Raw genomic sequence first — 26215 nt, forward strand, 5'->3', positions numbered from 1 at the left:
ATGGCCACACCTGGACGACGGTGCGGGTGCGGGAGATGCGCGAGCGTCTGGGGTTGCCACAGTACGTGGCGGATCCCGCAAGGCCGCAAACCGTCACCCTGATGAAGACGGCCGAGCATTTTGGCATTTGTATCACATCCGTCAAAAGGCTTGTGTCGCGCGGCATCCTACCGGCGACCCAGGTTATGCCGGGCGCTCCCTGGCTCGTTCCCGTCGAAGCGCTCTCGTGTGAGGCCGTTCGCCAAGGAGTGCAGGCGGTCATCGCCCGCAGGCCGAAGAACTATGAGAATTATCAGGACATTAAGATGATCCGCCTCCCGGGGATCTGAAGAAAGGCTGCATTATGAAAGAGACTTCCGCTGTTCACCCGCAAGGCCGATATGCTCTTCGTGGTGATGTCCTGGATGTTCGTGACGAGCCGCCTCGTCCATGCGGCGATCCACACCACCTCTAACAAGATGGCCTTGCGCTTTCAGGCCTTCGTCGTCGGTGTGCTGATCCTGGCGGCCATGTGGGTCATCTTCGGTATTCGCGTCCTCGCGGCCGAGACCGGAGTTTAGAAGCAGGGGAGTTATAGAGGATACGGCGCGTTCTCCCTCCCCCTTGTGGGGAGGGACTAAGGGTGGGGGTGTTGGCGCCAGACCTTTAGGGACTATCGCCTACACCCCCACCTCCATCTCCTCCCCACAAGGGGGAGGAGAGTATGGTAGACGCTCAGTACTTCTTGCCGCTCTCGAGCTGCGTCTTGGCATCGGTCTGCTTGACCGGGGGCGGGGTGAGATCGGCGGCCGGGGCCGTGGCGCAAGCCGCGATGGTCAGGGTGAGGCCGACGGCGATGAGGCCGCGGGTCAGTCGGGTCAACATTGAGAGTGGCTCCAAAGAGGAATCGTGCGGAATGCACGCATCCTCACCATCCACTGTCGATGGGGACGGAAAATAGGTAACAATGTGTCGTTTATACGGCCAAGCTTAAGTGTGCTTTTTCAATGACACCAGCCGCTCGCATCTCCGCCGCCGTCGAGGTCTTGGCCGATATCGATGCCCGCCGTCGCCCGGCGACCGACGCCCTGAAGGACTGGGGCCTTTCGCATCGTTTCGCAGGCTCCAAGGATCGGGCCGCCATCGCGAGCCTCGTCTATGACGCCTTGCGCCGGAAGGCCTCTGCCGCCTGGATCATGGGCGAGACCACGCCCCGCGCGGTCGTGCTCGGTATGCTGAAGCTCCAGCGCGGACTGGACCTCGATGCCATTGCGGCCTTGTGCTCGGGCGAGCGTTTCGCACCGGAGCCGCTGACGGCCGGCGAGCGCGCACGCCTCAAGGGAGGCGATCTCAGCGACGCGCCGACCCACGTGGCCGGCGACTTCCCGGATTGGATCGAGCCGTCGCTCGGGCGCCTGTTCGGGGACGATCTCGTTCCCGAGATGCAGGCGCTCACGACCCGCGCCCCGCTGGATCTGCGGGTGAACACCCTGAAAGTGTCCTCCCGCGAGGAGGCGCACGATGCCCTTCCGCACCTTAACGCCGTCGAGACGCCGCTCTCGCCGCTCGGCCTGCGGATCGCCCCGGGCGAGGACGGACGGGGCCCTGCCGTGCAGTCGGAGCCCGAGTTCCTGAAAGGCTGGATCGAGATCCAGGATGAGGGCTCGCAGCTCGTCGCGCTCCTGTCCGGCGTCAGGCCGGGCGAGCAGGTGGTCGATCTCTGCGCCGGCGGCGGCGGCAAGACCCTGGCGCTGGCAGCCCAGATGGAGAACCATGGCCAGATCTACGCCACCGACAACGATGCCCGCCGTCTCGCCCCGATCCACGATCGGCTGGCGCGCGCGGGTGTCCGCAACGTCCAGGTCCGAACGCCACGGGCCAAGGCCGATGCCGTCACGGATCTCGATGGGAAGATCGACTGCGTCCTCGTGGATGCGCCCTGCACGGGCATCGGCACCTGGCGGCGCAACCCGGATGCGAAATGGCGCCTTCGCCCCGGCAGCCTGGAGGTTCGACGCAATGAACAGGCAGCGGTGCTCGACCGCGCAGCTCGCCTGGTGAAGCCGGATGGGCGCATCGTCTACATCACCTGCTCGATCCTGCCCGAAGAGAACGACGATGCGCTCGCGGCATTCATGGAGAACCACGCCGGCTTCAAGCCGGTGCCGCTCGACAGGGCGCTCGAGGAGACGCAGCTCGGCCATCTCAAGAACATCGTACGTCCGACCGCCCACGGGCTCCAGTTGACGCCGCACAAGACCGGCACCGACGGCTTTTACGTTGCGATCCTGGTGCGAAACCCATGAAAAGCCTCACAATCCGATTGTTGTCCTGACCCCGAAAGCCGTAAGAACCTGCCATGACCCAGACCCACGATAAAATCCTCATCGTCGATTTCGGCTCCCAGGTGACCCAGCTCATCGCACGGCGCGTGCGCGAGGATGGCGTCTATTCGGAGGTGGTGCCGTTCCAGAAGGCCGCCGAGGCGATCCGGACCATGAAGCCGAAGGGCGTGATCCTGTCGGGCGGCCCTGAATCGGTCACGACCGACGCCTCGCCTCGTGCGCCCCAGGAACTCTTCGACACGGACCTTCCGGTCTTCGGCATCTGCTACGGGCAGCAGACCATGGCGGCGCAGCTCGGCGGCGAGGTCGAGGGTGGTCACCATTCCGAATTCGGCCGCGCCGAGATCGAGGTGTTGACGGAGAGCCCGCTGTTCCAGGGCGTATGGCAGGTCGGCAAGAAATATCCCGTGTGGATGAGCCACGGCGACCGGGTGACCAAGCTGCCGGAGGGCTTCGAGGTTCTGGCCGCGTCCGAGAACGCTCCCTTCGCGGTCGTGGCCGACGAGGAGCACAAGTTCTACGGCGTGCAGTTCCACCCGGAGGTGGTGCACACGCCGCAGGGAGCCCAGCTGATCCGCAACTTCGTGCGCGACATCGCCGGCTGCAAGGGCGACTGGACCATGAAGGCCTTCCGCGAGGAGGCCATCGAGCGCATCCGCGCCCAGGTCGGCACCGGCCGGGTGATCTGCGGCCTGTCGGGCGGCGTCGATTCCGCCGTGGCCGCGGTGCTGATCCACGAGGCCATCGGCGACCAGCTCACCTGCGTCTTCGTCGATCACGGTCTGCTGCGCGCGGCCGAAGCCGAGCAGGTGGTCACGCTCTTCCGCGACCACTACAACATCCCGCTCGTCCACGTGCAGGCGCAGGATCTCTTCATCGGCGCGCTCGAAGGTGTGTCGGACCCGGAGGTCAAGCGGAAGACCATCGGCAAGCTCTTCATCGACGTGTTCGACGAGGAGGCGAAGAAAATCGCAAGTGAAGGAAAAGGATCGGCCGACTTCCTCGCCCAGGGCACCCTCTATCCCGACGTGATCGAGAGCGTCTCGTTCACCGGCGGTCCCTCTGTCACCATCAAGAGCCACCACAATGTCGGCGGACTCCCTGAGCGCATGAAGATGAAGCTCGTGGAGCCCCTGCGCGAGCTGTTCAAGGATGAGGTGAGAGTGCTCGGCCGCGAGCTCGGCCTGCCCGATGCCTTCGTCGGGCGCCATCCGTTCCCGGGTCCGGGCCTCGCCATCCGCGTTCCCGGCGAGATCACCCGCGAAAAGCTCGACATCCTGCGCAAGGCGGATGCGATCTATCTTGGAGAGATCCGCAACGCGGGCCTCTACGATCAGATCTGGCAGGCCTTCGCCGTGCTGCTGCCGGTAAAGACCGTCGGCGTCATGGGCGATGCGCGCACCTACGATCACGTCTGCGCGCTGCGCGCTGTCACCTCCATCGACGGCATGACGGCGGATTTCTACCCCTTCGACATGGGCTTCCTCGGCCGGGTTGCGACCCGCATCATCAACGAGGTGAAGGGCATCAACCGCGTCACCTACGACATCACGTCGAAGCCGCCCGGCACCATCGAGTGGGAGTAGGGAATGTCGGCGACGCTCTACGGCATCAAGAACTGTGACACGATGAAGAAGGCGCGTGCGTGGCTCGATGGCAAGGGAGTGCCTTACGCCTTCCACGACTACAAGGTTGACGGGATCGACCGTCCGCGTCTGGAAGCCTGGGCCGGCAATGTCGGCTGGGAGACGCTTCTGAACCGCACGGGAACGACCTTCCGCAAGCTGCCGGATGCCGACAAGGCCGGTCTCGACGAGCGCAAGGCCATCGCGCTCATGCTCGATCAGCCCTCCATGATCAAGCGTCCCGTTCTCGAACTCGGCGGCAACGTCATGGTAGGTTTCAAGCCGGAGCTTTATGAAGAGGCGCTTCGGTAAACAATCGAAATCGCTTCCTGCCAGTCGACTCCCCGTCATGCCCGGCCTTGTGCCGGGCATCCACGTTCTGAAGGCTGACAATACTCAGCCCTCATCCTGAGGAGGTCACTTGCGTGACCGTCTCGAAGGAGGAGGGCGCCTCCAGATAGCACTGGAACCTCCTTCGAGACGCCGCTTGCAGCGGCTCCTCAGGATGATGGCTATGTTTCCTAAGACGTGGATGGCCGGCACGAGCCCGACCATGACGAGGCGGGTGTCATCCCGGGGCTCCGTATCAGAGCCCGGGATCCATAGACGCTGACGTTGCAGGACAAGCAGAGCAGATACCGCCGCACTGCTTCTACAGAGGTCGTGGTTATGGATCCCCGCCTGCGCGGGGATGACAGTAAGAGCCCTTCCACAGCGACTGAGAGAACTTTCTTCAGACTAAACGAAAAAGGCGGGCCGCAAAGCCCGCCTTTGTCATGTCTGATGTGAGCCGCCCTTACTGGATCTTCGGCGGCTCGTCGAAGTTCAGCCCGGGGAGGCCGCCCGGCTCGCTGCCGGGAGCACCGAGGCCGGGGACTAGGAGCTCGTCGAGCTTCTTCTGGACCGCCGCCGGATCAACCACCGGGCCTGAGCCCTTGTAGTGCGTGACGATGCCCGGGAAGGCGATGACGATGCCCACCATGATCAGCTGGATGATCACGAAGGGAACGGCGCCCCAGTAGATCTGGCCGGTGGTGACCGGCTCCATCTTCTTGCCCGTCACGCGATCGAGATATGGCACCTTGGGAGCCACCGAGCGCAGGAAGAAGAGGGCGAAGCCGAAGGGCGGGTGCATGAACGAGGTCTGCATGTTCACGGCCAGGATCACGCCGAACCAGATCAGGTCAATCCCGAGCTTGTCGGCCGCGGGCCCGAGGAGCGGGATGATGATGAAGGCGAGCTCGAAATAATCGAGGAAGAAGGCCAGGAAGAACACGAGGGCATTCACGACCACAAGGAAGCCGACCTGACCGCCCGGAAGCGAGGTGAGCAGGTGCTCGACCCAGATGTGCCCGTTCACGCCATAGAAGGTGAGCGAGAACACACGGGCGCCGATCAGGATGAACAGCACGAAGGCGGAGAGCTTCGCGGTCGCTTCCGTGGCTTGACGCACCAGGGTCCAGTTGAACCGGGCCGGGTTGTTGTCGAGCTTGCGCTTGGCCGCGGCCAGGATGACCGAGCCCAGCGCGCCCATGGCGCCGCCTTCGGTCGGCGTCGCGAGGCCGATGAAGATGGTGCCGAGCACGAGGAAGATCAGCAGCAGCGGGGGCACCATCACGAAGGTGACCTGCTGCGCCATGTTGGACATGAGACGCAAGCCGGTGAAGCGCTCGACGATGCCGACGACCAGCGCATAGATCGCGCCGGCCAGGATCATCTCGAAGGTGAGCGCCAAGCCCTCGTGGTTTTGAGTGTGCAGGTAGACATACGCGCCGACCAGAAGCGCCACCAGGACGGCCGAGATGGCAATGCGCTTGGCGCCGAGCATCTTGTTCATGAGGGCGCAGATCAGCGCCACCACGGTTGCCACGCAGATCGTCAGGATGACGAAGTCCGCACCGGCCTTGGTGCCGGTCTGCGACAGCACGTAGTAGCCGACGAGACCCGAGAACACGACCAGGGTCCCGAGCTGCCACACGCCCCGCGCGCCGTCGGGCTCGCGGTAGCCGATTGCCTCCGGAGGAAGGCCGGGGGCCGACTTCGGATAGATGATCGACATCAGCATGATGTAGACGGCGTAAAGACCGGTCAGGATCAGGCCGGGCAGGAACGCGCCCTCGTACATGTCGCCGACCGACCGGCCGAGCTGGTCGGCCATGACGATGAGAACGAGGGAGGGCGGAATGATCTGCGCCAGGGTACCCGAGGCCGCGATCACGCCGGAAGCCAGGCGCCGGTCATAGCCGTAGCGCAGCATGATCGGCAGCGAGATCAGGCCCATCGAGATCACGGAAGCTGCGACGACGCCCGTGGTGGCGGCAAGCAGCGCACCCACGAAGATCACCGCATAGGCGAGGCCGCCGCGCACGGGTCCGAAGAGCTGGCCGATGGTGTCGAGCAGGTCTTCCGCCATGCCGGAGCGTTCCAGCACCAGTCCCATGAAGGTGAAGAACGGGACCGCCAGCAGCACCTCGTTCGACATGGTGCCGAAGATGCGGTCGGGCAGGGCCTGCAGGAGCGGCCAGGAGAGCGTGATGGTGTCGGGCGCGTAGGGAGCAAGCTCCACCGCGATGAAGAAGAACAGCAATCCGTTTGCCGCCAAGGCGAAGGCGACCGGATAGCCGAGGAGAAGGAAGACCACGAGCGCCGCGAACATGATCGGCGCGAGGTTCTGGGCAATCAATGCAGCCATTGATGAAAACTCCGGAATACTTGGAACGGGCGCCTAACGATCAGCTCACGCCGTCGCCGGGAGGCGTGCCGCCGGTCCCGGGGGTGTTGACGGTGCCGATTTCCGCGATGAGGCGCTCCGCTTCCGCTTCGACGCTGTGGCCGCTGGCCTCCTCGTCGACGAGCTTGCCCTGCATGATGGCGACGCGCTTGATGAGTTCGCTCAGCCACTGGAAGAACATCGAGATGAAGCCGAGGAGAATGAGGCCCTTGGCCGGCCAGATCAGCAGGCCGCCGGCATTCGAGGAGACCTCGCCCGAGCGGTAAGAGTTAAGGAAGTAGGGAACCGACAGCCAGAGCAGCAAGGCCACGAAGGGGAACAGGAAGAAGAGATGTCCGAACACGTCGACCCCGTCCCGGCCGCGCTTCGAGAGCCTGCTCGAGACGATGTCAATGCGGATGTGCTCGTTTGCCTTCAGCGTCCAGGCGGCGCAGAGCATGAAGACGGCGCCGAACAGGTACCATTGCAGCTCAAGCCAGGCATTGGACGAGACGCCGAAGATGCGCCGGATAATGGCATTGATGGCCGAGACCAGGATGGCCACCACGATAGCCCAGGCTGCGACCTTGCCGAGGCGCTCGTTGATAAAGTCGATGACACGGGATAGCCCAAGAAGTGCTGTCACCTGTCTCCCCCTTAGAACTTGTTGGTTGGGAATATTGCGGCCTAGCTATCGGACTTGGGGCGGCGTCGCTAGTGCCGATTTAGTCTAAAGCAAGGTTTGGGGCGTCCGTAGCGGAGAAATTTTCATGCTGCAAGGTGGCCCGTTGTTAAAAGTTTAGGCAGTCCAAGGCTTTGACGAACGTCGGAAACTTGCGGCCGGGCGTTGCTGGGCATTCATTCTGCCGACGCTCTCCGAGCGTCAGTCTTGATTGGATTCCCGGACTGGAATGGCTGTAAGTTCCTATCTTCCGGAGGATGCCCGTGACGCTGCTCGTTGTCGGCCTAGTGATTTTTCTCGGCATGCATTCCTTCAGCATGGCGAGACGCAATCGAGCAGCCTTGATCGCCCGGATCGGCGAGGGGCCCTACAAGGGCCTTTACTCCCTTGTCACCCTTCTCGGCATTGTGCTGATTGCCATCGGCTACGGCCAATATCGTGCGAGCGGCTACATTCCGGTCTGGGATCCGCCGGTCTGGACACGGCATCTGGCCCTCATTCTGGTCTGGCTCGCCTTCATTTGCCTCGCGGCGGCCTATCTCCCCGGTCGCATCAAGGTGCGGCTCAAGCACCCGATGCTCGCCGGTGTGAAGATCTGGGCCCTGGCGCACCTCCTTGCCAACGGCGATCTCGGCTCGATCCTGCTCTTCGGCTCCGTCCTGGTCTGGGCCGTGTTCGCCCGCATCAGCGCCAAGCGTCGGGACGTGGCGGCTCAGCATGGGGGTACTGCGGCGCCTGCCGGATGGCGTAACGATGTGCTGGCGGTGGTCATCGGCACGGCGATCTATCTTGCCTTCGTGTTCTGGCTCCATCCCTGGCTGATCGGGGTTCCCGTCCTGCCCATGCGGGCATGAACCCTCTCGCCTTGTGCGGGCGTGTGTGTTAGGCGACCGTCTTCGATGAAGGAGGCGGCTTGAGGCCGCGAGAGTTTTATGGCCCCGAAGGACGAGTTCATTCGCGAAGTCGATGAGGAATACCGCCGCGACCAGATGGCTCAGATCTGGAAGCGCTACAACGGAATCATCATTGCCGTCGTGATTCTGATCGTGGCCGGCGTCGGCGGCTGGCGCTTCTGGCAGCACACCCAGGAGACCCGGGCGCAGGAGGCTGCCGTGCGCTACGAGGAGGCTCTGCGCCTCTCCTCCGAGGACAAGGGGCAGGAAGCTCAGGGAGCCTTCGAGACCGTGGTGAAGGAAGACGGCGGCACCGGCTATGCCATGCTCGCCCGCTTCCGCCTTGCGGCTGAACTCGGCCAGCAGAACGCCGAAAACGGCGCTTCGGCCTATGACGCTCTTGCCAACGACGCCTCCGTCCCGCCGCTCTGGAAGGATCTCGCGCGCCTGCGCGCCGTCTGGCTGCGCATCGATACGGCCGAACCCGCAGTCGTGCGTCAGGCCGCGGAGCCGCTGGCCGCGCCTACCAAAGCCTGGCGCCATTCGGCACGGGAACTCTTAGGACTGTCCGGCCTTAAGGCCGGTGATATGGATTATGCCGGTCGCTGGTTCGACCAGATCGCCGCCGATCGCGAGACGCCGTCTGCCTTGAGGCAGCGTCTTGCCGTCTACACGGCCCTCGTGGCGGGCGGTCCGGTGCAGGCGACTCAGTAAGATAGGATAAAGACATGACGGCGACCGTCGCCATTGTCGGGCGGCCGAATGTCGGCAAATCGACTCTCTTCAATCGTCTCGTCGGCAAGAAGCTGGCGCTCGTGGATGACCGGCCGGGCGTGACCCGCGACCGGCGCGAGGGCGAGGCGCGCCTCGGCGACCTCGAATTCCGCATCGTCGACACGGCGGGCCTCGAGGAAGCGAATGAGGAATCCCTGCTCGGCCGCATGCGCGCGCAGACGGAAGCCGCCATCGGCGACGCCGACGTGATCCTCTTCGTGATCGATGCACGTGTCGGCATACTGCCCGCCGACCGGCCCTTCGCCGAGATGGTGCGCCGCTCCGGCAAGCCCGTGATCCTCATCGCCAACAAGGCGGAAGGCGGTGCCGGCATGGCCGGAGCCTATGACGCTTTCTCGCTGGGCCTCGGCGATCCTGTCCCGCTCTCCGCCGAGCACGGCGAGGGCATGGCCGATCTCTTCGAGGCCCTGATGCCCTTCTTCCCCGACCCGAACGAGGAAGCGGAAGAAGAGGACGATCCCAACAAGCCGCTGCAGATCGCCATCGTCGGGCGCCCGAATGCCGGCAAGTCCACCCTCATCAACCGCATGGTGGGCGAAGACCGCATGCTCACGGGCCCCGAGGCCGGCATCACCCGCGATTCCATCTCGCTCGATTGGGAATGGCGCGGACGCTCCATCAAGCTGTTCGACACGGCAGGCATCAGAAAGCGCGCCCGAGTCGAGGACAAGCTCGAAAAGCTCTCCGTCGCGGATGCGCTTCGCGCCGTGCGCTTCGCCGAGGTGGTGGTGGTTCTGCTCGACGCCACGATCCCGTTCGAGAAGCAGGACCTCTCCATCGTCGATCTGGTGGAGCAGGAAGGCCGCGCCCTCGTGATCGGGATCAACAAGTGGGATCTCGTGGCCGACCAGAAGGGCCTGCTCGCGGACCTGAAGGAAAAGGCCACCCGCCTGCTGCCACAGGTCCGCGGCGCAGCGGTGGTGCCGCTCTCAGGGCTGGCCGGCAGCGGCATCGATCCGCTCATGAAGGCGGTGCTCCAGGTCTACGAAAAATGGAACACCCGCATCTCGACTGCGCGGCTCAACCAGTGGCTCACCGAGGCGCTGGAAACCAATCCGCCGCCCGCCGTGTCGGGCCGCCGGATCAAGATCCGCTACATGACGCAGATCAAATCGCGCCCGCCACATTTTGCGGTCTTCGGCAATCAGCTCGACGCCCTGCCGAAGAGCTACACCCGCTATCTCGTCAACAGCATCCGTGAAGCCTTCGATCTTCCGGGCACCCCCATCCGCGTCTCGCTGCGCATGGGGCAGAACCCGTTCGACAAGGAGCGGAAGTAGGGGCGTATTGAGCCGCCGTGTCATCTCCGGCGGCCCGTAAAGGTCGGGAAGGGATCCATAACGCGGTACAGGTAGATGGATTCCCTTCCCCTTCGCCTCGCTCCGGCCGGGAATGAAACTCTCCCGGCCGGAGCGGTACGCAAGGCAGATTCAATCGGCGGCCGCTCGCCGGAGCGGCTGCGGCAGCACGACGACGTTATCGTTGATCAGCGGCACGAATTCCGCGATCGGGGCAGGGCGGCCGAACAGGTAGCCCTGCGCCTCGGTGCATCCCTCGAGTCCGAGAAAGCGCAACTCCTCGGACGTCTCGACGCCTTCCGCGATCACGGGAAGACCTAAGCCCCGCCCGAGCCCGAGCACGGCGCGAACGATGGCGGCCGCCTGCGGGTTCGTGTGAACCGCCTGAATGAAGGATCGGTCGATCTTGATCTTGTCGAACGGGAAGGCGCGCAGGTTCGAGAGCGAGGAATAGCCCGTGCCGAAATCGTCCATGGCAATGTTGACGCCGAGCGCCTTCAGCTTCTGCAGGGTCTGCAGCGCGCGGTTGGGATCGCGGATCAGCGCCGTCTCGGTGATCTCGATCTCCAGCCGCTCCGGCGGAAGCTTCGTCTGACTCAAGGTGCTCTGGACGAATTCGACGAAGCCGTCGCTCGTCAATTGCAGCGCCGAGACGTTCACCGCGATGGTGAGCGGACGCATCCAGGTGGCGGCCTCATGGCAGGCCTCCCGCATTACCCATTCGCCGATCTTCAGGATCAGGCCGCTATCCTCCGCGATCGGAATGAAGATCGAAGGCGGGACTTTGCCGCGTGTCGGATGGGTCCAGCGCAGCAGAACTTCGAATCCGTTGACCTCTCCCGTGTCGACCTGCGCCTGCGGCTGATAAGCCAGGCTCAGCTCGTTGTTGGCGATGGCGCTGCGCAGATCGTGCTCGATGCTGCGGCGTTCCCGGATCTGCGCTCCCATGGCCGCCTCGAAGAAGCGGTAGGTCCCCTTGCCCTCGGTCTTGGCGCGGTACAGGGCCGCGTCGGCGCTGGAGAGAAGCTCCGTGCGGTCCTTCGCGTCGGATGGATAGAGCGCGATTCCGATGCTGACCGACACGAGTCCGGCCGGAACGCCGTCCTCGTCCCATTTGAGGCTTTTCAGCAGCGTGTCGGCGAGCTGCCCCACCTGGGCGGGATCGGTCACGAGAGGAGCGATGATGGCAAACTCGTCGCCGCCGAGGCGCGCGAGCATCTGCCCGTCGACGAGAACCGCCGAGAGATGCCTGGCGATATCCTGGAGCACCCGGTCGCCGGTGGCATGGCCGTAGATGTCGTTGACCTCCTTGAAGCCGTCGAGATCGAGGCACAGCAGCGCCATCTGACGCTTGGCCCTGCGATGCAGGCGGATTTCGCGGTCGAGGCGTTGATCGAAGCTCGCCCGGTTGTCGAGTCCGGTGAGCGGATCGTGATGCGCCAGATAGCGGATCTGGGCTTCCGCATTCCGGCGGTCGCGCAGATCGCGGAACGCGACCACGTTGTGGAGCGCGCCGTTGTAATTGATCTGGCGGGCGATCAGTTCGACGGGGAGCAGCGTGCCGTCGCCATTCCGCAGCTCGGTTTCGACGGCCTGTCCAAGGGCCGCAAACAGATTATCCCGCTTCGAGCTGTCGGGAATCCATGCGGCGAGCGACTGACCCACGATCTGATCGGACGTGAGGCCGACGAGCCGCGCGAAGCTCTGGTTGACCGTCACGATGGTATCGCCGTTGCAGAGAACGAGGCCCTCGACCGCCGCATCGGTGAGATCGCGCATGCGCTCCATCTCGAGCGACGCGCGACGGCGCTCTCGGATGTCGAGGCTTAAGGCCACGACGGCGAGCAGAAGAATCGCGAGGCTGACGAAGGCCACGCCGATGGCGAGCCATTCGGTGCGGATGGACGAGGGCGAGAGCGCGATCGCGGGATCGGGCGTGATAGCGACCGCTCCCATGGCGGTGAAATGGTGGCTGCAGATCGCGACCGTGAGCAGCAGCGCGCCTACGAGCTTGGAGCGGAGCGAGAAGCTGCGAAGTGCGACGAACAGGGAAGCCGCGCCGATCAGGCCTCCGAGCAGGATCGAGGACGCCACAAGCGCCGGATCCCACGCGATGGTACCCGCAACTTCGAAGGCGGCCATGCCGGTATAGTGCATCACGGCGATGCCGCCGCCGACCATGGCGCCGCCGATCCAGGGCGCGGCCGCCAGCCCGGGCAGGAGCGCGGCGCCGAAGCCGATGCCGGTCAGCGCGACGGCGGCGATCAGGGAGATGACCGTCAGCACGACGTTGTAGGCGGTCGGCAGGGACGGGGAGAACGCCAGCATGGCAATGAAATGCGTGGCCCAGATGCCGAAGCCGGTCGAGGCCGCGGCGATGCCGAGCCAGACGATACGGCTGCTATGGCCGGAGCGGCGCACGTGATGCAGCAGGTTGACCGCCGTCAGCGATGCCAGCGCACAGACCAAGGCCGCCAGGGCGACGAGCCGGAGATCGTGCTCGGAAACGATGCAATCATAGACGGTCAGCATTATGAACCTTTGCAGACGGCCCGCTGCAGCGATGTCGCGCACGAGGGAAGCCTGTCGGAATCGGAGATTGAACTTAGGAAAAATCCGGTCTCTCACCGGTATGGCGGGGCGGCATCATGCCTTTGGACCGGCTCGCCCAGGTGAGCTCCAATCCGCCATGGATTTCGGGAAAATGTCCCGCCCGGTAAGATGAGACATCGCCTCGCCAAGTCAACGATGGGTGGGCACGGGGAGACGTTTATCGGGCAGCAGGGTTAACGGAGGCTGATGACACCGACAGGGTCATGGGCCGGTCCACATATTCGCCGGGCCTCAAACAGAAAAAGCCCCTCCGATCCGGAGGGGCTGGTCTTGGCTCTCGCCAATGCTATTAGATGACAGAGAGATCCTTGAAGGTCAGCAACGTCTGTTTGGTCAGGACGGCGAACTTGATTTGCGCCGCCGCGCCCGTGCCGTCGGGATCGTAGTAAAGGCTGCCGGTACCCTTGTCGTAGATGATGCGATCCGACGCGTCGTGAGCCTTCTTGCCGGCGTGGAACGCGTCCGCCTTCAACGTGCGGGCCGCTTTGAGCTTGCTGAACGTGTGGCGGGACAAGCTGATCATGTCCTCAGTCGGGTCGAAATCCATGATGCGGTCGACGTTGGTCTTCGCGTTCAGCTTGGTATCGAAGAAGAAGGTGTCCGCTCCGGTGCCACCATAGAGTCGGTCGTTCCCGGCAGCGCCGGCAAGAACGTCACCGCCGCCGTAGCCATAAATGGTGTCGTTGCCGCCCATGCCATAGAAGCCGTCGATGCTGTCGGTCCCTTTCAGCACGTCGGCGCGGGGCGTTCCCTGTGGCGGAAGGGTCAGGGCGTTGGCCGCCCAAAGCGCATCCTGGTGATTGCCCGCAAATGTCCAGCCGGATTGCGAAGTGTTCTTGTAGCTCATCGTCTACTCCTCAAATCGATTCTGCCCTCGTCCGAAGGACTGCTGGATATGAGCAAACAATGGTAAAAGCAACGATATGACGTATAGAAACGTTGCCTGTGGCGAAATGCCTTATCCGGCCCAAGCGTGGTCTTAGACAGGAGATCGGTTCCGAAACCCTTGCGCAGCTTGGGTTTCGTTGGAATAATTTCGCCCTATAACCCCATCCAAGGTATCGATGTGGCCGGATGGGAAAAGGTCCAGCCCAGGAGGGAAGGCCGATGGGTGAGGTGCTGTCGCATCGCAGGCTATCGGAACCGATCGGATCGATCTACGACTGCGCCCTCGATCCCGGCCGCTGGGAACCGACCCTGTCGGAGGTCGCGGACACCTTCGACTGCGCCGTCGTGTCCCTGACCCTGAACGATCTCCACGAAAACCGCTTCCTGATCAACAAGGCCGCCGGCTGGGAGCCGGGCCTCCTGCGGATCAAGTCGGAACGGCACGTGGGAGAGATCAACGCCCGACTGACCGAGTGGCTGACCCTGCAATCGTCGATCGACGAGATGTTCGTGACCTCGGTCCATCTCAGCCCCGACTATGTCCAGACGTCGCCCTACGCCGAGGAATGCCTAAAGCCGCAGGGCATCGTCGACATCATGCACATGTTCCTCATGCACACGCATCGGCAGTTCGCGGAGATCGGACTGGGGAGGCACGCCCGGCAGGGCGTCATCACACCGCGCGAGATCGAACTTGGCCGCCTGCTGCTGCCGCATCTGCGCAAGGCGGTGACGATCAGCGATATCCTCGACGTGCGCTCCATCGAGCGTGCTCACATGGCCGAAGCGCTCGATGCGCTCCGGTGTGGGGTCGTGCTGACCGACGAGCGCTCCGGCATTCTGCACGCCAACCGCTCGGCCGAGCACATGATGAGCAATGGCGGCCCCATCCGGAGCATCCGCCGCGTCCTGGCCGCCACCGCGTCGTCGGCGAGCCGGGAGCTCCGCAAGGCGATCATGCTTGCCGCCCGCAACGAGACGCACCTCGGCGAGACGAGCACGGCCATTCGCCTGACGGATGTCGATCAACCGCCGGCTTATGCCCACGTGCTTCCCATGGCGACGGGAGACCTGCGCACGCGGCTGCAGCCCAATGCCGTCGCGGCCATCTTCATCGGAGTGCCCGACGAGCAGACAGGGACCGGCCTGCTCGCGAGGGCCTTCAGCCTCACTGCCGCCGAGGTCCGGATCCTGGACAGTCTCATGGCCGGCCATACCCTGGCCGAAACCGCGCAGCATTTCGGCATCGCCCGGTCGACCGCAAAGACGCATCTCGACCATATCTTCGCCAAGACCGGCGTGTCCCGCCAGACGGAGCTTGTCCGGTTGACGATGCAGATGACCCAGCCGGTCCATGGCGGTCCTCTCGACCTCGGGCAGCCCTGGCAGCAGGGAGATATCGGCCGCCCGAGCTAGAGCATCGGATGGGAAAGGTGGATGGCACTTTTGGGGGTCCATCCGACGCGCTAGACACTGAGCCCCCACGCATTCGCGGCCATCAGCACGCCCAGCAGCCCGAGGACCAGGCCCGAGGCCTTGTTGATGAGGTTCAGGATCGTCACGTTCAGCCGCGAGCGCAGGGCGGCGACGCTGCCGCTCACGATCAGCCACCACGTGACCGAGGCCGCGAACACGCCTGCGATCATCGTGGAGGCCGCCGTCGGGGCGGGAGATGCGACGGCGGGCAGCACGGCTGCGAGCAGGGCCGGCGTCAGGGGATTGAGCAGGGCGCAGGCAACGGCGCTGCAATAGGACGAAACGGCTCCCCGTTCCTGCGCGACCGATGCCGTCAGCGACACCGTCCGCCTGAGGACGCGAGCGCTGAACCAGAGGAGGAGGCAGGCGGAGGCGGCCGAGATGAAGGCCTGGCTGTTGCCGAGGACCGGGGTGACGGCCGGTCCGACGCCGAGCACCGCGCAGGTCGTGTATATGACCAGGACGGTCGCCGCCCCGAGGCCGGTGGCGAATCCCGCGATGGCGCCGTAGATCAGCGCGCGCTGAATGCAAAGTACGCTCATGGGACCGATGGGCACAGTGATCACGAACCCAACCGTTGCCCCGGATAGGAATGCCGACATGCCAGTCATGACCATGCCTCGCTGAGCCGTGTCGAGGCGAATGTTCGTCCTGGTGCGAGCAGGTCGTAACACCGCCTCTTGCAGGAGACTCGACGCTAGCTCGACCGGCAACGCGCCGCGTCCACCGTTTGGTGGATGCGGAGCATTCAGGCTGGGGCGGAGGCAGATATTTTTGTCGATCCGTCAGGCCGGCATCTGCGGCTCGATGACCTTGCCGTCCTGCGTGAAATCGTAGATCTTGCCGGTCTCGGACCACGAGGGCAGGGCGAGCTTCACGATGTGCGGCGCGAGGTCTTCCGGGGTCTTCAGGGTCAGCGGGTCCTCGCCGGGCATGGCCGTGCGGCGCATGGCGGTGCGAAGCGGGCCGGGATTGAGCAGCATGGTCTTGACCGGGGTCGTCGCCGTCTCGGCCGCGTAGGTGCGCACCAGCGCTTCGAGGGCGGCCTTCGACACAGAGTAGACGCCCCAATAGGCCCTGTGCTTGTGGGCGGCGCCGGACGTGATGAAGATCGCCCGGCCCGCGTCCGAGGCCCGCAGCAGCGGATCGAGGGAGCGGATCAGGCGGTAATTGGCCGTCACGTTGACCGCCATCACCTCGTCCCAGACCGGCTGGTCGATATGGGTGATCGGCGCGAGCTCGCCGAGCTGGCCCGCATTGCCGAGCAGAATGTCGAGCTTGCCCCAGCGCTCGTGGATCGCGGCGCCGAGCCGGTCGAGGGCCTCGAAATCCTTCAGGTTCACCGGCACGAGGGTGGCCGAGGAGCCCCTGGCGCGGATCTCGTCGTCGAGGGATTCGAGCGCACCCTGGGTCCGGGCCAGCGCGATCACATGCGCGCCAGCCTCCGCAAGGGCGAGCGCCGCGGCGCGGCCGATGCCGCGCGAAGCGCCGGTGACGACCGCGACGCGGTTGAGGAGAGGCTTGTCCATTGTGATGCTCAGTCGGCTTCGGCGAGAACGGCGAGGCGGCGCGGGGTGGCGACGGTGAGGTCCGTCAGCGGCGTCGGGTAATCGCCCGTGAAGCAATGGTCGGTGAATTGCGGCTGCGCCGGGTTGCGGCCCTTCTCGCCCATGGCGCGGTAGACGCCTTCGATGGACAGGAAGGCGAGCGAATCCGCCCCGATATACTGGCGCATCTGCTCCAAATCGTGGGTGGCGGCGAGCAGCTTTTCCTTCTCTGGCGTGTCGATGCCGTAGAAGTCCGGATGGGTGATCGGCGGGCTGGAGATGCGGAAATGCACTTCCTTGGCACCGGCCTCGCGCATCATGCGCACGATCTTCACCGAAGTCGTGCCGCGCACGAGGCTGTCGTCCACGAGCACGATCCGCTTGCCGGCAATCGCCGCGCGGTTGGCGGAGTGCTTCATGCGCACGCCGAGCTCGCGCACCGACTGGGTCGGCTGGATGAAGGTGCGGCCGACATAATGATTGCGGATGATGCCGAGTTCGTAGGGCAAGCCGCAGGTCTGGGCATAGCCCAGTGCCGCCGGCACGCCGGAATCCGGCACGGGAATGACCACGTCCGCGTTGGCTGGCGATTCGAGTGCGAGCTCGCGGCCCATGCCCTTGCGGACGTCGTAGACGCTGCGGCCGTTCACGACGGAATCGGGACGGGCGAAATAGATGTATTCGAAGATATCGGGACGGGGAGTCTGCTCCGGCACGAAGCGGAAGGATTTGATGCCCTCGTCCGAGATCACCACGCATTCGCCGTTTTCGATGTCGCGGACGAAGCGGGCCCCGATGATGTCCAGCGCGCAGGTCTCGGAAGCGAGAATGTAGCGGCCGTCGAGCTCTCCCAGCACCAGCGGGCGGATGCCCAGCGGGTCCCGGGCGCCGATCAGCTTCTTGTTGGTGAGCGCCACCAGGGCATAGGCGCCCTCGATCTTCTGGATCGCCTCGACGAAGCGGTCGACCACCTGGTCCTTGCGGCTGCGGGCGACGAGGTGGACGATCACCTCCGTGTCCGTGGTCGACTGGCAGATCGCGCCGTCGCGGATCAGATTGCGGCGCAGGGTCAGGCCATTGGTCAGGTTGCCGTTATGGGCCACCGCGAAGCCGCCGCCGTCGAGCTCGGCGAAGAGGGGCTGCACGTTGCGCAGAACCGTCTCGCCCGTGGTCGAGTAGCGGGTATGGCCGATGGCGGACAGGCCTTCCAGACGCTCGATGGTCGCCCGGTCGGAGAAGTTGTCCCCCACGAGACCCAGCCTGCGCTCGGAATGGAACACCGACCCGTTGTAGGAGACGATGCCCGCCGCCTCCTGGCCGCGGTGCTGCAGGGCGTGGAGGCCGAGTGCCGTGATGGCGGCCGCATCCGGATGTCCGTAGATGCCGAAGACGCCGCATTCTTCGCGCAGGGTATCGCCGTCGAGGTCGAGGTCCACCTGCTTCGGGGTGACCTGCCACGTCTCTGACAAAGCAGACATCGATCAAATCCTTGGGATTCGCGCCCCCACCGGCGCCGCCCTTATGTAGTCGGCCTTAGGCCGAACGCCAATGGCTAAACTGACGCTGGCGGAAACGTGAAGGACAAGGCTCAGCTCCGCCGCTGGGGCGGCTGCGGGGCTGCGGGAGCGCCCGGCGCTGCTGGGCGCTGCGGGTCGGGCTCGGCCGGCTCGGCTTCCGTCGGCGCTTCCTTGTTGCGCAGGCGTTGGAGCAGAGCCTCGGCATTCTCCGGCAGCATCGCGATGATGTTGTCGCGGGTGTTTTCCATTGCCGGCCGGGTGCGGGAGGAGGCCGCCCATTCAGGCTCCTTGCCTTGGAGCAGCCAGCCCAGGAAGGCCCAGCCGATCACGCAGATGAGGAAGCCGCGCGCCGCGCCGAAGAACAGTCCCAGCGTCCGGTCAAGGGCGCCGATGCGCGAATCGAGGATCAGGTCGGAGACCTGCACCGTGATGATCGAGACGATGATCAGCGTCACCACGAAGATGCCGCCGATGGCCGCCACGAGCGCCACCGTGTTGCTGCTGATATATTGCTGCGCGATCGGCAGGGCCGTCGGATGCAGGTACCAGGCCGCGGCGGCTGCGACCACCCAGGCTACGATGGCGAGAACCTCGCGGGTGAAGCCGCGGACGGCAGCAAGAAGAGCCGAGATAAGGACGATACCGATGACGACGAGGTCCAGAACGGAAAAGGGCATGGGCCGGGCCTACGCAAGATAACAGGAATGGAGCCGCCTTTGCGGGTTCGGAGCCTGGCTCTATAGCGTTAAGAAAGGCTTTCGTCACCCTTGGAACGGTGGAAGGTTGTGCGAAGGAGAACGCAGAGCAGCCTTCGATCAGGAAACCTGCACGATCAGCTTGCCGAAATTCCTGCCCTCCAGCATGCCGATGAAGGCCTCCGGTGCGCTCTCAAGTCCGTCGACGATGTCTTCCTGGTACTTGACGCGTCCCTCGGCGATCCACTGGGCCATCTCCCGATAGAAGGCGGGGCGCTGCGCGTGGAACTCGCGCTGGATGAAGCCGCGGATGGTCAGGCTCTTGGTGAGCACGTCACGCATCAGGATGGGCAGGCGATCAGGCCCGTCGAAGGGGCCGGTGCTGTTGTACTGCGCCACGAGTCCGCAGACCGGAATGCGGGCGAAGGTATTCAGCAAAGGAAACACAGCATCCCATACCTTGCCGCCGACATTCTCGAAGTAGACATCAATGCCGTCCGGACAGGCTGCCTGCAATTCCTCCGCAAAGGTGGGCGAGCGATGGTCGAGGGCGACATCGAAGCCGAAAGCGTCGCGAACCAGCGCGCATTTGTCCGGTCCGCCGGCGATTCCCACCGCACGCGCCGCTTTGATGCGCGCAATCTGGCCGACCGCCGCTCCGACTGGCCCGCTTGCCGCAGCCACCACGACGGTCTCTCCGGGCTTGGGCTGCCCGAGGGTGAGCAATCCGGCATAGGCCGTGAAGCCCGGCATCCCGAGTACGCCAAGCGCGGTCGTGACAGGTGCTTGTTGCGGATCGAGCTTGCGCAGATCGGTGCCGTCCGACAGGGCATGGGCCTGCCAGCCTGAATAGGAGAGAACCCTATCGCCCGCAGCATAATCGGGATGCCGGCTCTCCAGCACCTCGGCCACCGTGCCGCCCTCCATGACCTGCCCGATCTCGACAGATGCCGCGTAGGATTTCGCGGCGCTCATTCGGCCGCGCATGTAGGGATCGAGCGAGAGATACCGGATCTTGAGAAGAACCTGTCCTTCGCCTGGGCTCGGGATGGGCGTATGCACGAACTCGAAGTTATCGGGCGAGGGGCGACCGACCGGACGCGAGGCGAGGAGGATTTGAAGGTTTTGTTCTGTCACAGCTTCGACTCCTGGGGCGGGACTGGCGCAAGGCGCCGTCTGTCGTGGCACGTGCGATTTACACCTGATAACGGGTGATGTGCAGAGCCCTTTCGTCAAGGCTTCGAGAGGTCGTTGAGGGGATGTGAGAGCAATAAAAAAGCTCCGGCGGATAACGCCGGAGCCCGATATCGGGATGGTACCCGATCTTAGATGAACAGGAAGTCGTTGAAGGAGAGGGTGGTGCCGGGCTTCAGCTTGAGGATTTCGATCGGGTTCGCGCTGCCGGAGCCGTCAACATCCAGGTAAACAGTCCCGCTCTTCTTCGTGTATACGACGTAGTCGTTCCCGTCATTGGAGGCGGTCCCGACGGTGAAGAATTTCTTCTCCAGCTTGCCTTCTTTGAAGACCTTATCAAGCCCGACCGAGGACTTCTTATCCAGCTTACTCTTCTTGGCGAGGTCAAGAAGATCGCTCTTCGCGGCTTTGACCTTGAACCCCGTCAGGGCGTCGAGGTCGAAATGGATCTTGTCCTGTCCGGATTTGAAGTCGTTGATGTGGTCGAAATGGCCCTTCTTGAAGGGATTGTCGAACACGAAGGTGTCCGCGCCATCGCCGCCGGAGAGGAAATCCTTGCCGGCACCGCCGTTGAGCGTATCGTTCCCGGCGAGGCCATAAAGCTTGTCGTTGCCGGCGCCCCCGTTGAGCATGTCGTCGCCGGCGAGGCCGTAGAGCGTGTCGTTGCCGGACAGATCTTTGAAAAGGTCCGATCTAGCACTATCGTGGAGTCGGTCGTTCGTTGCGGTGCCGTTCCGGATGTTGACGGCATCGGACACGTTGATGGTCAGGTTGGCCGTGTGGATGTTACCGTCGGAATCTTTGACCTCGACCGTGATCTGATGCGACTTGGCGCTCAGATAATCCAGCAGAGAGCCGTCCTTCACCACGACATTACCGTCCACGATGTCAAAGCGTCCGCCGGCATCGTCCGTCAGGGTATAGGTGAAGGTGTCGTCGTCATCGGGATCGAACGCCCAGAGCGAACCGATCACGGTACCTGTTTGCGCATGCTCGACCACGGAGCTGTCCGACAGGATGATCTCGGTCGGAGCCGTATTGTCCGACACCGAAACCGTGAGGGTCGTCGTCGCGACGACGGTGCCCACATCTCCGGTGGCGGAAATCTTGAAGGTGAAATGATTGAGGGCGTCGTTCTCGAAATCGAAGAGGCTGCTGCCGTCGCCGCTTACGCTGTTTTTGACGACCAGCACCCAATTCAAGATGCCTTCCTGGGAGATTGGCTTGATTTCGAAGCGCCCGCTGCCCGGATCGATCAATCTGAAGGCGGCATTCTCGCTGGCACCCTCACCGGTGACGCCGATGAACCCCACAATCGTGCCGACTTGAGGATTCTCGACGATTGTCGAGTTCGAAAGAGTAACCGTCGCCATGTTGTCCCCCAAAGATCCCAGGCCAATCGTTGATTCTGCCGACGAGGCCATCCGGCAGGCTTACGGAATTAATGATACATAATATCATTTTACGATCAAGTAGACCGGATGGCCTAAGACGATTCCAGAAGGAACAAGCCGTCAGGAGGCTTTGCGCCGGCGCGCTGCAATTCCTGCAACCAGATCAGTGATATGGCCGATGGACGATGTTGCGAGAGGCAGCTTCTCCGGCTTGCCTTTCTCCAGACGCGGTGCCGGTGCGACAGCGCCGGAAAAGCCAAGTTTCGCCGCCTCCTTAAGCCGGGCCGGCGCTTGCGCCACCGGGCGGATCGCGCCGGAAAGACCGAGTTCGCCGAAATAGACCGTGTCGGGGGGAAGCGGATTGCCGGAGAGGGACGACACCAAAGCTGCCGCAGCCGCGAGATCCGCGGCGGGTTCGGTAATGCGCAGGCCTCCCGCCACGTTGAGATAGACGTCGTGCATGCCGAGCTTGAGCCCGCCATGGGCCTCCAGCACCGCGAGCACCATGGCCAGGCGGCTCTGATCCCAGCCGACCACAGCCCGGCGTGGCGTGCCGAGGGAGGTCGGCGCGACGAGGGCCTGGATCTCCACCAAGAGCGGGCGCGTGCCCTCCATGCCGGCGAAGACCGCCGTGCCGGCGGTCGCCATGTCGCGTCCGGCGAGGAACAGCTCCGACGGGTTGGTCACCTCGCGCAGACCCTGATCGGACATTTCGAAGACGCCGATCTCGTCGGTGGGGCCGAAGCGGTTCTTCACCGCGCGCAGGATTCGGAAATGGTGGCCCGAGTCGCCCTCGAAGGAGACCACCGCGTCGACCATGTGCTCGACGACGCGGGGGCCGGCGATCTGCCCGTCCTTGGTCACGTGGCCGACGAGAATGACGGCCGTGCCGGTGGTCTTCGCGAAGCGGATCAGCGCCTGGGCGGAGCCGCGGACCTGCGTGACGGTGCCGGGCGCGGATTCCACCGTCTCGGTCCACATGGTCTGGATCGAGTCGATGATGGCGAGCGCCGGCGGACGGCCCTGGCTCAAGGTGGCGATGATGTCCTCGACATTGGTCTCGGAGGCGAGTTCGACGGGCGCTTGGCCCAGGCCGAGGCGCTCAGCCCGCAGGCGCACCTGCGCCACCGCCTCTTCGCCCGAGATATAGGCGACCCGCTCGCCCCTCAGGGCAAGGGCGGCGGAGGCCTGCATCAGCAGCGTCGACTTGCCGATGCCGGGATCGCCGCCGAGCAGGATGATCGAGCCATGCACGAAGCCGCCGCCGGTGACCCGGTCGAGTTCGGCAATGCCGGAGGGAGTGCGCGGGGCCTCCTTGCTCTCGCCGGAGAGACCTTCGAGCGGAAAGATCCGGCCCTTGGCACGAGACGGGCGCGTGGCGACGGGACCGGCCATCGGGCTCGCGGAGCCTGCCTCCTCGGCGATGGTGTTCCAGCCGCCGCAGGCCTCGCATTTGCCTTTCCAGCGGGTATAGACCGCGCCGCATTCCTGGCAGACGAAGGAGGGGTGACGTTTGGCCATCAGCCTTGCCCCCCGCGATAGGTGCGGGCGTAGCGCGATCCGAGATTGGTCAGGATTTCGTAGCCGATGGTGCCGGCGCGGCGGCCGACCTCGTCGACGGTCAAATCTCCCCCGATCAGAGTGACGGTATCGCCGCGCTGAACCTGATTCTCCGGCACATCCGTCACGTCGATCGTAATCAGATCCATGGAGACGTTGCCGGCGAAGGGGCAGGTGCGTCCTGCCACCAGGGCCATGCCTGAGAGCAGCTCGTCGCCGCTCTTGCCGCGGGCGCTCGCGGCGCGCGGGTAACCGTCAGCATAACCGACGGAGAGGGTGGCGATGCGGCGCTTTTCCAGCGCAAGCCAGCGGCCATTGTAGCCGACACTGTGATCGGCCTCGACCCAGCGTAGCTGAACGATGCGGGCTTCAAGACCCACGACCGGCTTCGTGGGGTTGTCCCGGTCCGGCGTCGGGTTGCCGCCATAGAGCGCGTAGCCCGGTCGGGCGAGATCGAAATGTGGCTTCTCCTTTAGGAATATGCCGGAGGAATTGGCGAGCGAGGCCGCGATGCCGGGAAGCGTTGCCCGCACGGCCTGAAACGCTTCGATCTGCTGCCGGTTGAGCAGATTGTCGCTTTCCTCGGCGCTCACGAAATGGCTCATGAGGAGCGATGTTTCGAAGTCCTTCAACTCCGCGCGATCCTTGAGCGTCAACCCTTGTGGCACGGTGAGGCCGAGCCGGTTCATGCCGGTATCGACATGGATCGCGGCTTTCCGCTTTTGGCCCTCAGCGCGGCAGAAACCGGCCCATTCCTCGATTTCCTCGAAGGAGCCGAGGACAGGGCATAGATCGAATTCCGCATAGGTGGGGCAGGTGCCGGCAAAGAGGCCGTTCAGCACGTAGATCGTCGCGTCGGGCGCAACGGCGCGGACGCGGATCGCCTCGCTCAGGTGCGCCACGAAGAACGTGCGGCAGCCGGCCCTGGCGAGGGCCGGGACAGCCTTCTCGATGCCGATGCCATAGGCATTGGCCTTGACCACGGCGGCAGTCTCCGCGCCGCCTGCGTTGTCGCGCAGGGTGCGCCAGTTGGAGGCGAGGGCGTCGAGGTCGATATGGAGGACACCACCGGCGGCATTTTCGGGAATGCCGCCGGCTGCATTGGTCTGCGAGGTAAGCTTGGTCAATCGCCAATCCGTTCAGGGAGTTTGTCTTCATCCGCAAGGTTGGTGAAGCGGGTGATGTCGGCCTGGAAGGCCAGCTGCACGGTGCCGGTCGGTCCGTGACGCTGTTTGCCGATGATGACCTCGGCCTTGCCGTGGACCTGATCCATCTCCGCCTGCCACTTGAAGTATTCCTCGGTGCCGGGTTTCGGCTCCTTGTTCTTCAGATAGTACTCGTCGCGGTAAACGAACATGACCACGTCGGCGTCCTGCTCGATCGAGCCCGATTCACGAAGGTCAGACAGCTGCGGGCGTTTGTCGTCGCGCGATTCGACCTGACGGGAAAGCTGGGAGAGAGCCACGAGCGGAACCGACAGCTCCTTGGCAAGCGCCTTGAGGCCTGTGGTAATCTCGGTGAGCTCCTGCACCCGGTTCTCGCCCTTCTTGGACGAACCGGAGAGAAGCTGAAGATAGTCGACGATCAGGATGTCGAGGCCGCGCTGGCGCTTGAGGCGGCGCGCACGGGCCGCGAGCTGGGCGATGGAGATGCCGCCGGTCTGGTCGATGTAGAACGGGATCGACTGCATCTCGCGGGCAGCTTCCGTGATCTTGTAGAAATCGTCCTCGCGCATGTCGCCGCGGCGGATCTTGTACGAGGGCACGCCCGACTGCTCGGCGATGATACGGGTGGCGAGCTGTTCGGCCGACATTTCGAGAGAGAAGAAGCCGACGATGCCGCCGTTGACGGTCTTCAGCGTGCCGTCCTGCTGCTTCTCGGCCTGATAGGCCTTGGCGATGTTGAACGCGATGTTCGTCACCAGCGAGGTCTTACCCATCGCTGGGCGGCCCGCGAGGATGACCAGGTCCGACGGCTGCAGACCGCCGAGCGAGCGGTCGAGATCGACGAGACCCGTCGAGATGCCGGAGAGTGCGCCCTCGCGCTTATACGCCGCAGCGGCCATGTCGATGGCCGCCGTGAGCGCATCGGAGAAGCGCTGGAAGCCGCCGTCGTAGCGGCCGGTCTCGGCCAGGGCGTAAAGGCGGCGCTCCGCCTCCTCGATCTGGTCGCGGGGCGAGGTTTCGACCGGTGCGTCGAAGGCGACGTTCACCATGTCCTCGCCGATATTGATCAGGTTCCGGCGCACCGCGAGGTCGTAGATCGTGCGGCCGTAATCCTCGGCGTTGATGACGGTCGTCGCCTCGGCCGCCAGACGCGCGAGGTATTGGGAGACGGTGATGCCGCCGAGATCCTGATCGCCCAGGAATGTCTTCATGGTGATCGGAGTCGCGACCTTGCCGGCCTTGATCAGGCTCGTCGCCACCTCGTAGATGCGCCGGTGCAGGTCTTCGATGAAATGGCCGGCCTCGAGGAAATCGGAGACGCGGTAATAGGCATCGTTGTTGACCAGAATCGCGCCCAGCAGAGCCTGTTCGGCTTCGATGTTGCTGGGGGGCGTCCGAAACTGCGGCTCGGCGGCTTCGAGGCGGGCGATCAGGGCATTGGCGGCGGCCATCTGGCGCTCCGAAAACAAAAGAAGGGTTAGAGTCTCTTAGACCGCAATTGGTGTCCTAAAGGTTGCCGTGCGGACACGAAGTCGGACTCTTCCCGATCTGTCCTCGCTGTCCTCGATTCTCACACCGTTCCTCTTTTCGCAGGCGTTGCAGCTTGACTCTTCGACAAGCCTGGAACCCAAAAGAAAAACGCTCCCCGTCGAATCGACGGAGAGCGCGATTTTAGAACAAATCAAGAACCAGAGCAATCGCTCTAGCTTGCTGCCTGGAACTTGTCATCACCCGCCTTGTGGCGGTGATCTCGATCCGAAAAGCGGCGGCGCCTCACCGGGTCAGAATGGCCGGGACAAGCCCGGCCATGACGCAGAGAAGGTTCATTCCCGGCAGGG

22 protein-coding genes and 1 pseudogene are annotated in these 26215 nt (G+C 64.1%); 9 read left to right on the forward strand and 14 right to left on the reverse strand.

The window, feature by feature from the left end; all coding sequences use genetic code 11:
* Together FS320_RS45775 and FS320_RS03210 are read left to right on the forward strand one after the other, a co-directional pair.
* A pseudogene (locus FS320_RS45775) lies at positions 1 to 329 on the forward strand (recombinase family protein); the annotation flags it as partial.
* A gap of 51 nt (positions 330 to 380) precedes the next feature.
* A complete protein-coding gene (locus FS320_RS03210; RefSeq protein ID WP_244626948.1) occupies positions 381 to 560 on the forward strand; it encodes an MAPEG family protein in 180 nt (59 codons plus the stop codon).
* 154 nt (positions 561 to 714) lie between these two features.
* On the opposite strand, the gene FS320_RS45780 is transcribed toward FS320_RS03210, so the two are convergent.
* Positions 715 to 864 carry a hypothetical protein gene (locus tag FS320_RS45780; RefSeq protein ID WP_162866252.1) on the reverse strand — a complete coding sequence of 50 codons (150 nt, stop codon included), beginning with the start codon at positions 862 to 864 and terminating at the stop codon, positions 715 to 717.
* Positions 865 to 986: 122 nt separating this feature from the next.
* Between FS320_RS45780 and FS320_RS03215 the strand changes: the two genes are divergently transcribed.
* Genes FS320_RS03215 through FS320_RS03225 form a run of 3 tightly spaced genes read left to right on the forward strand, consistent with a single transcriptional unit; the run spans position 987 to position 4261 of the window.
* The gene (locus FS320_RS03215) at positions 987 to 2285 is read left to right on the forward strand and encodes an RsmB/NOP family class I SAM-dependent RNA methyltransferase (protein ID WP_152709170.1); all 1299 of its coding nucleotides are present in this window, start codon (positions 987 to 989) and stop codon (positions 2283 to 2285) included.
* 53 nt (positions 2286 to 2338) lie between these two features.
* The gene (guaA, locus tag FS320_RS03220; protein ID WP_152709171.1) at positions 2339 to 3910 is read left to right on the forward strand and encodes a glutamine-hydrolyzing GMP synthase; all 1572 of its coding nucleotides are present in this window, start codon (positions 2339 to 2341) and stop codon (positions 3908 to 3910) included.
* 3 nt (positions 3911 to 3913) lie between these two features.
* Positions 3914 to 4261, forward strand: coding sequence for an ArsC family reductase (locus FS320_RS03225; protein ID WP_152709172.1), 348 nt, complete (start codon positions 3914 to 3916; stop codon positions 4259 to 4261).
* A 484-nt stretch (positions 4262 to 4745) separates the two neighbouring features.
* Here FS320_RS03225 and FS320_RS03230 read toward each other — a convergent pair whose 3' ends face one another.
* Together FS320_RS03230 and FS320_RS03235 are read right to left on the reverse strand one after the other, a co-directional pair.
* Positions 4746 to 6641 (reverse strand): TRAP transporter large permease, encoded by a 1896-nt coding sequence (locus FS320_RS03230; RefSeq protein WP_152709173.1) that lies wholly within the window; start codon positions 6639 to 6641, stop codon positions 4746 to 4748.
* Positions 6642 to 6681: 40 nt separating this feature from the next.
* Positions 6682 to 7305 carry a TRAP transporter small permease subunit gene (locus tag FS320_RS03235; protein WP_162002777.1) on the reverse strand — a complete coding sequence of 208 codons (624 nt, stop codon included), beginning with the start codon at positions 7303 to 7305 and terminating at the stop codon, positions 6682 to 6684.
* Between the two features lie 299 nt (positions 7306 to 7604).
* On the opposite strand from FS320_RS03235, the gene FS320_RS03240 reads away from it, so the two are divergent.
* The 3 genes from FS320_RS03240 to der all read left to right on the forward strand — a co-directional run bounded on the left by FS320_RS03240 (position 7605) and on the right by der (position 10309).
* Positions 7605 to 8195 (forward strand): NnrU family protein, encoded by a 591-nt coding sequence (locus tag FS320_RS03240; RefSeq protein WP_338105272.1) that lies wholly within the window; start codon positions 7605 to 7607, stop codon positions 8193 to 8195.
* A 78-nt stretch (positions 8196 to 8273) separates the two neighbouring features.
* Complete coding sequence (locus tag FS320_RS03245; protein ID WP_152709175.1) at positions 8274 to 8948, forward strand: tetratricopeptide repeat protein; 675 nt, start codon at positions 8274 to 8276, stop codon at positions 8946 to 8948.
* 14 nt (positions 8949 to 8962) lie between these two features.
* Entirely contained in the window at positions 8963 to 10309 is a 1347-nt protein-coding gene (gene der, locus FS320_RS03250) for a ribosome biogenesis GTPase Der (RefSeq protein ID WP_152709176.1), read from the forward strand.
* 150 nt (positions 10310 to 10459) lie between these two features.
* On the opposite strand, the gene FS320_RS03255 is transcribed toward der, so the two are convergent.
* Positions 10460 to 12859, reverse strand: a complete 2400-nt coding sequence (locus FS320_RS03255; RefSeq protein ID WP_152709177.1) for a bifunctional diguanylate cyclase/phosphodiesterase — start codon at positions 12857 to 12859, stop codon at positions 10460 to 10462.
* A 370-nt stretch (positions 12860 to 13229) separates the two neighbouring features.
* Entirely contained in the window at positions 13230 to 13787 is a 558-nt protein-coding gene (locus tag FS320_RS03260) for a calcium-binding protein (protein WP_152709178.1), read from the reverse strand.
* A 260-nt stretch (positions 13788 to 14047) separates the two neighbouring features.
* Here FS320_RS03260 and FS320_RS03265 point away from each other — a divergent pair, with 260 nt between their 5' ends.
* Entirely contained in the window at positions 14048 to 15244 is a 1197-nt protein-coding gene (locus FS320_RS03265) for a helix-turn-helix transcriptional regulator (protein WP_162002778.1), read from the forward strand.
* Between the two features lie 50 nt (positions 15245 to 15294).
* Here the strand turns inward: FS320_RS03265 and FS320_RS03270 are convergent, their stop codons facing one another.
* The 9 genes from FS320_RS03270 to FS320_RS03310 form a co-directional block, all read right to left on the reverse strand.
* Entirely contained in the window at positions 15295 to 15915 is a 621-nt protein-coding gene (locus FS320_RS03270; protein ID WP_162002779.1) for a LysE family translocator, read from the reverse strand.
* 174 nt (positions 15916 to 16089) lie between these two features.
* Positions 16090 to 16833 (reverse strand): SDR family NAD(P)-dependent oxidoreductase, encoded by a 744-nt coding sequence (locus tag FS320_RS03275; protein ID WP_152709181.1) that lies wholly within the window; start codon positions 16831 to 16833, stop codon positions 16090 to 16092.
* A gap of 8 nt (positions 16834 to 16841) precedes the next feature.
* Positions 16842 to 18329 (reverse strand): amidophosphoribosyltransferase, encoded by a 1488-nt coding sequence (gene purF, locus FS320_RS03280; protein WP_152709182.1) that lies wholly within the window; start codon positions 18327 to 18329, stop codon positions 16842 to 16844.
* Positions 18330 to 18439: 110 nt separating this feature from the next.
* Positions 18440 to 19045 carry a CvpA family protein gene (locus FS320_RS03285; protein ID WP_152709183.1) on the reverse strand — a complete coding sequence of 202 codons (606 nt, stop codon included), beginning with the start codon at positions 19043 to 19045 and terminating at the stop codon, positions 18440 to 18442.
* Positions 19046 to 19183: 138 nt separating this feature from the next.
* Positions 19184 to 20200, reverse strand: coding sequence for a zinc-binding dehydrogenase (locus FS320_RS03290; protein WP_162002780.1), 1017 nt, complete (start codon positions 20198 to 20200; stop codon positions 19184 to 19186).
* Between the two features lie 188 nt (positions 20201 to 20388).
* Positions 20389 to 21630 (reverse strand): calcium-binding protein, encoded by a 1242-nt coding sequence (locus FS320_RS49670; RefSeq protein ID WP_274597145.1) that lies wholly within the window; start codon positions 21628 to 21630, stop codon positions 20389 to 20391.
* A gap of 141 nt (positions 21631 to 21771) precedes the next feature.
* A complete protein-coding gene (gene radA / locus FS320_RS03300; RefSeq protein ID WP_152709186.1) occupies positions 21772 to 23172 on the reverse strand; it encodes a DNA repair protein RadA in 1401 nt (466 codons plus the stop codon).
* Positions 23172 to 24338, reverse strand: a complete 1167-nt coding sequence (gene alr, locus FS320_RS03305) for an alanine racemase (RefSeq protein WP_152709187.1) — start codon at positions 24336 to 24338, stop codon at positions 23172 to 23174. The genes radA and alr overlap by 1 nt, the downstream gene beginning before the upstream one ends.
* Positions 24335 to 25828 (reverse strand): replicative DNA helicase, encoded by a 1494-nt coding sequence (locus FS320_RS03310; protein ID WP_152709196.1) that lies wholly within the window; start codon positions 25826 to 25828, stop codon positions 24335 to 24337. Before FS320_RS03310 ends, alr begins: the two co-directional genes overlap by 4 nt.
* Positions 25829 to 26215: the final 387 nt, after the last annotated feature.

It is taken from the genome of Microvirga tunisiensis, assembly GCF_009296175.1.
GTDB classification, from domain to species: Bacteria; Pseudomonadota; Alphaproteobacteria; order Rhizobiales; family Beijerinckiaceae; genus Microvirga; species Microvirga tunisiensis.

What these genes read in the sequence shown, in the direction of transcription:
- FS320_RS03210 (WP_244626948.1), top strand. Translation starts at nt 381, where the DNA reads ATGCTCTTCGTGGTGATGTCCTGGATGTTCGTGACGAGCCGCCTCGTC.
- FS320_RS03270 (WP_162002779.1), bottom strand. Translation starts at nt 15,915, where the DNA reads ATGACTGGCATGTCGGCATTCCTATCCGGGGCAACGGTTGGGTTCGTG.
- FS320_RS03265 (WP_162002778.1), top strand. Translation starts at nt 14,048, where the DNA reads ATGGGTGAGGTGCTGTCGCATCGCAGGCTATCGGAACCGATCGGATCG.
- FS320_RS03285 (WP_152709183.1), bottom strand. Translation starts at nt 19,045, where the DNA reads ATGCCCTTTTCCGTTCTGGACCTCGTCGTCATCGGTATCGTCCTTATC.
- purF (WP_152709182.1), bottom strand. Translation starts at nt 18,329, where the DNA reads ATGTCTGCTTTGTCAGAGACGTGGCAGGTCACCCCGAAGCAGGTGGAC.
- FS320_RS49670 (WP_274597145.1), bottom strand. Translation starts at nt 21,630, where the DNA reads ATGGCGACGGTTACTCTTTCGAACTCGACAATCGTCGAGAATCCTCAA.
- FS320_RS45780 (WP_162866252.1), bottom strand. Translation starts at nt 864, where the DNA reads ATGTTGACCCGACTGACCCGCGGCCTCATCGCCGTCGGCCTCACCCTG.
- FS320_RS03245 (WP_152709175.1), top strand. Translation starts at nt 8,274, where the DNA reads ATGGCCCCGAAGGACGAGTTCATTCGCGAAGTCGATGAGGAATACCGC.
- FS320_RS03230 (WP_152709173.1), bottom strand. Translation starts at nt 6,641, where the DNA reads ATGGCTGCATTGATTGCCCAGAACCTCGCGCCGATCATGTTCGCGGCG.
- der (WP_152709176.1), top strand. Translation starts at nt 8,963, where the DNA reads ATGACGGCGACCGTCGCCATTGTCGGGCGGCCGAATGTCGGCAAATCG.
- FS320_RS03310 (WP_152709196.1), bottom strand. Translation starts at nt 25,828, where the DNA reads ATGGCCGCCGCCAATGCCCTGATCGCCCGCCTCGAAGCCGCCGAGCCG.
- FS320_RS03225 (WP_152709172.1), top strand. Translation starts at nt 3,914, where the DNA reads ATGTCGGCGACGCTCTACGGCATCAAGAACTGTGACACGATGAAGAAG.
- FS320_RS03260 (WP_152709178.1), bottom strand. Translation starts at nt 13,787, where the DNA reads ATGAGCTACAAGAACACTTCGCAATCCGGCTGGACATTTGCGGGCAAT.
- FS320_RS03275 (WP_152709181.1), bottom strand. Translation starts at nt 16,833, where the DNA reads ATGGACAAGCCTCTCCTCAACCGCGTCGCGGTCGTCACCGGCGCTTCG.
- FS320_RS03255 (WP_152709177.1), bottom strand. Translation starts at nt 12,859, where the DNA reads ATGCTGACCGTCTATGATTGCATCGTTTCCGAGCACGATCTCCGGCTC.
- radA (WP_152709186.1), bottom strand. Translation starts at nt 23,172, where the DNA reads ATGGCCAAACGTCACCCCTCCTTCGTCTGCCAGGAATGCGGCGCGGTC.
- FS320_RS03215 (WP_152709170.1), top strand. Translation starts at nt 987, where the DNA reads ATGACACCAGCCGCTCGCATCTCCGCCGCCGTCGAGGTCTTGGCCGAT.
- guaA (WP_152709171.1), top strand. Translation starts at nt 2,339, where the DNA reads ATGACCCAGACCCACGATAAAATCCTCATCGTCGATTTCGGCTCCCAG.